4 protein-coding genes are annotated in these 4,578 nt (G+C 59.9%); all 4 read left to right on the top strand.

The features are described from left to right. The coding region (locus L9059_RS30395) for a type IV pilus secretin PilQ (RefSeq protein ID WP_247296506.1) at positions 1-1,665 on the top strand (1,665 nt) is incomplete at its 5' end. A gap of 4 nt (positions 1,666-1,669) precedes the next feature. Continuing rightward, positions 1,670-2,188, top strand: a complete 519-nt coding sequence (gene aroK / locus L9059_RS30390; protein ID WP_247296503.1) for a shikimate kinase AroK — start codon at positions 1,670-1,672, stop codon at positions 2,186-2,188. A gap of 145 nt (positions 2,189-2,333) precedes the next feature. Then, positions 2,334-3,434 carry a 3-dehydroquinate synthase gene (aroB, locus tag L9059_RS30385; protein ID WP_247296467.1) on the top strand — a complete coding sequence of 367 codons (1,101 nt, stop codon included), beginning with the start codon at positions 2,334-2,336 and terminating at the stop codon, positions 3,432-3,434. A 10-nt stretch (positions 3,435-3,444) separates the two neighbouring features. After that, positions 3,445-4,578 (top strand): AAA family ATPase (locus tag L9059_RS30380; RefSeq protein WP_247296465.1); only part of this gene is annotated, 1,134 nt, incomplete at its 3' end.

Genomic DNA, 4,578 nt, shown 5'->3' with positions numbered 1-4,578 from the left:
AGCGCGTCGCGCGCCGTCACTTCGCCGGCCCCGGCGAAAGCCTACGCGCCGGTGGCCAAGGCTATCCGCAGCGTTGACTTCCAGCGCGGCACCCAGGGCGAGGGAGTTGTAGTCATCGATCTGTCCGATCCATCCATCGCCCCGGACATTCAAGAGCGCGAGGGCAAGATCATCCTTGGCTTCGCCCGAACCCAGCTGCCTGAGTCCCTGCGAGTACGCCTGGACGTGAAGGATTTCGCCACGCCAGTGCAATTCGTCAATGCCAGCGCCACTGGGGACCGCGCAACCATCAGCATCGAACCCAGCGGCGCGTTCGACTACTCGACCTATCAGACCGACAACAAGCTGACCGTCAGCATTCGGCCGATGACTGTCGACGACCTGCAAAAACGCAACGCCGAGCGCTTCGCCTACAGTGGCGAGAAGCTTTCGCTGAATTTCCAGGACATCGATGTGCGCTCGGTGCTGCAGCTGATCGCTGATTTCACCAATCTCAATCTGGTGGCCAGTGACACTGTCCAAGGCGGCATCACCCTGCGACTGCAGAATGTGCCATGGGATCAGGCGCTGGACTTGGTGCTGAAAACCAAGGGACTGGACAAGCGCATGATCGGCAACGTGTTGCTGGTTGCACCGGCGGAAGAGATTGCGGCCCGCGAGCGCCAGGAGCTGGAGTCGCAAAAGCAGATCGCCGAACTGGCACCCTTGCGTCGTGAGCTGCTGCAGGTCAACTACGCCAAGGCGGCCGATATCGCCAAACTGTTCCAGTCAGTAACCAGTGCCGAGTCGAAAATCGACGAGCGTGGCTCGATCACCGTCGATGAGCGCACCAACAATATCATCGCCTACCAGACCCAGAATCGCCTCGACGAACTGCGTCGCATCGTGGCACAGCTGGATATACCGGTGCGCCAGGTGATGATCGAGGCGCGAATCGTCGAGGCCAACGTCGATTACGACAAGAGTCTCGGGGTGCGTTGGGGCGGTTCAGTGCAGAAGGGCAATTGGAATTCTTCCGGGGTCAACGGCTCTTCCACCACGGTGGGTACACCGGGCAGCACCGGCACCAATTCGCCGTTCGTCGACTTGGGCACCTCGGCCAATACCTCGGGAATTGGCATCGCGTTTATCACCGATAACGTATTGCTGGACCTGGAGCTGACGGCGATGGAAAAAACCGGCAACGGCGAAATCGTCTCGCAGCCCAAGGTCGTCACGTCCGACAAGGAAACCGCGAAAATCCTCAAGGGCACCGAGATCCCGTATCAGGAAGCCAGTTCCAGCGGGGCCACGTCGGTGTCGTTCAAGGAGGCATCGCTGTCACTGGAGGTGACGCCGCAGATCACCCCGGATAACCGGATCATCATGGAGGTCAAGGTCACCAAGGATGAACCTGATTACCTGAACAAGGTGCAGGACGTACCGCCGATCAAGAAAAACGAGGTCAATGCCAAGGTGTTGGTCAACGACGGCGAGACCATCGTCATCGGCGGCGTTTTCTCAAATACTCAGAGCAAGGTTGTAGATAAGGTGCCATTTCTTGGCGATGTGCCGTATCTTGGCCGCCTTTTCCGGCGTGACGTGGTTTCGGAGAAAAAATCCGAGCTGTTGGTGTTTCTGACACCGCGTATCATGAATAACCAGGCGATTGCTGTGAGTCGTTGATTCTGTGCGAAATTTGATTCTTGTAGGACCGATGGGGGCTGGAAAAAGCACCATCGGCCGGTTACTGGCCAAAGAGCTACGCCTGCCGTTCAAAGATTCCGATAAGGAAATTGAATTGCGCACGGGCGCCAATATCCCATGGATTTTCGATAAGGAAGGCGAGCCAGGCTTCCGTGACCGCGAGCAGGCGATGATTGCCGAACTGTGCGCATGCGATGGCGTGGTGCTGGCGACCGGCGGCGGCGCAGTCATGCGCGAAGCCAACCGTCGGGCGCTGCATGCCGGTGGTCGGGTCGTCTATCTGCACGCGTCCGTCGAGCAGCAGGTGGGACGAACGTCCCGCGACCGCAATCGTCCGCTATTGCGCACTGCAGATCCGGCCAAGACCCTTCGGGATCTGCTGGCGATCCGCGATCCTCTTTATCGGGAAATCGCCGATCTGGTGGTGGAAACCGATGAGCGGCCACCGCGGATGGTGGTGCTGGATATTCTCCAACGCTTGCAGCAACTGCCTCCCCGTTAAAGCGCGGCACGAAATGCGCTATCCTCGGGCTCCTGTCATCGCCGCTCTGGACGGTGGCGGATGGCTACGGCGTCACACCAACGGAGGCCGCGGACATCGATAATTCAAGGCACGATGCCTGATTCCATCTTCACTGTGGGGACACATGCAGACACTCAAGGTCGATCTAGGCGAGCGCAGCTACCCGATTCATATTGGCGAAGGTTTGTTGGATCAGCCTGAACTGCTGGCCCCGCATATTCGCGGACGGCAAGTGGCGATCATTTCCAACGAGACTGTCGCGCCGCTCTATCTCGAACGTCTGACCCGCAGCCTGGGGCAGTTCTCGGTAATTTCCGTGGTGCTACCCGACGGCGAAGCCTTCAAGACCTGGGAAACCCTGCAACTGATCTTCGACGGGCTCCTGACAGCGCGTCACGACCGCCGCACGACCGTGATCGCCCTTGGCGGCGGCGTGATTGGTGACATGGCCGGTTTTGCTGCCGCCTGTTATCAGCGCGGTGTCGATTTCATTCAGGTCCCGACCACGCTGCTGTCGCAAGTCGACTCCTCGGTGGGTGGCAAGACCGGTATCAACCATCCGCTTGGCAAGAATATGGTCGGCGCCTTCTATCAGCCGAACGTGGTGCTGATCGACACGACCTCCCTGAACACCTTGCCGGCCCGCGAACTCTCCGCGGGGCTTGCCGAGGTAATCAAATACGGGCTGATCTGCGACGAGCCATTCCTCACCTGGCTCGAAGAGAGCGTCGATCGCCTGCGGGCCCTGGACCAGACTGCCCTGACTTATGCGATTCAGCGCTCCTGCGCAGCCAAGGCTGCCGTGGTTGGGGCTGACGAGAAGGAAACTGGCGTGCGCGCCACGTTGAACCTGGGGCATACCTTCGGCCACGCCATCGAAACGCATATGGGCTATGGTGTGTGGCTACATGGTGAGGCGGTGGCTGCTGGCACTGTAATGGCGCTGGAAATGTCCGTACGCCTGGGCTGGATCAGCGAGCAGGAACGTGATCGCGGCATCCGTCTGTTCCAGCGCGCCGGCCTGCCAGTTATCCCGCCTGAAGAGATGACTGAAGCCGATTTTCTCGAACATATGGCAATTGACAAGAAAGTGATCGACGGTCGTTTGCGCCTGGTGTTGCTGCGCCGCATGGGCGAAGCGGTGGTGACCGACGATTATCCGAAAGAGGTTCTACAGGCCACGCTGGGAGCGGATTACCGCGCCCTGGCTCAGCTTAAAGGTTGATAAGATCCCGATGACTAGTTTGCACGCCGACGAGGCTTTCCTCGGCCATTACCAGTTGAGTCACGACCCTTTCGCTCCGCGGGTACCTGGCTTCAAATTTTTCCCTGCACAGCGCAAGCCGGTCCTGGGACAGCTGCATCACCTGGCGCGCTATAGCCAGTTACTGCTGGTGGTCACCGGCCCGCAAGGCAGTGGCAAGACCCTATTGCGCCAGGCTCTGGTCGCCAGTACTAACAAGCAGTCGGTACAGAGCGTGGTGGTTTCCGCCCGCGGTGCCGGTGATGCGGCCGGTGTACTGCGCCAGGTGGCCCAGGCGCTGAATGTCGCCCAGGCGGAAATCGGCTCGATCCTGTCCCAGGTCGTGCAACTGGCCTTGACCGGGCAGGAAGTTTATCTGCTGGTGGATGACGCCGAGCAGCTCGACGAGTCCGCTCTGGAAGTCTTGCTGGCCCTGGCTGCCGGTGCTCCGGAAGGCCGTCCGCATGTATTCCTGTTCGGCGAGTCCTCGCTGATTGCGCAACTCGATGCGTTGAGCCTTGAAGAAGAGCGTTTTCACGTCATCGAATTGCAGCCTTACACCGAAGACGAAACCCGCGAATATCTGGATCAGCGGCTCGAAGGCGCTGGTCGGGGTATCGAACTTTTTACTGCTAATCAGATCTCTGATATTCATGAAAGCTCCGACGGTTGGCCTGGCAATATCAACCAGGTCGCCCGCGATGCGATGATCGAAGCCATGATTGCCAGCCGCTCAGCGGTCAAGCGTCCAAGTATGGGGTTCAACATGCCGAAGAAACACGTATTGGCGATTTCCGCCGTAGTCGTGGTCGCGGTAGCCGCCGCCTGGTTGATTCCGGGTCGCAGCAAAGCACCGACCACTGGCGCTCCTGCCAACGAGCAAGCGCAGTTGCCGCTCGGTGAGGGTGCACCGCAGCCCAACAGCAGCGGTGCTCCAGCCGTGGAGTTCGCCGGTAATTCGCAGCCGATGCCTTTGCCGCTTGTCGGCAACTCGCAACCGGTCATGCGCGGCCCACTGGCTGAAGCGGCGGGTGGCATCAGCGAAGGTGACGATGGCGTGCCGGTTGAAGGCTCCAGCGCTACGCCGCCGACCGTGACCACCACTGCGCCACCAGCAGGTGTCCAG

It is taken from the genome of Pseudomonas violetae, assembly GCF_023072615.1.
GTDB classification, from domain to species: domain Bacteria; phylum Pseudomonadota; class Gammaproteobacteria; order Pseudomonadales; family Pseudomonadaceae; genus Aquipseudomonas; species Aquipseudomonas violetae.
Note: the sequence above shows the minus strand (reverse complement) of the source record. Positions and strands in the feature narration are given on the sequence as shown.

Bases quoted from the DNA above. Each gene is read 5' to 3' on its own strand.
- aroB (WP_247296467.1), top strand. From the start codon at position 2,334: ATGCAGACACTCAAGGTCGATCTAGGCGAGCGCAGCTACCCGATTCAT.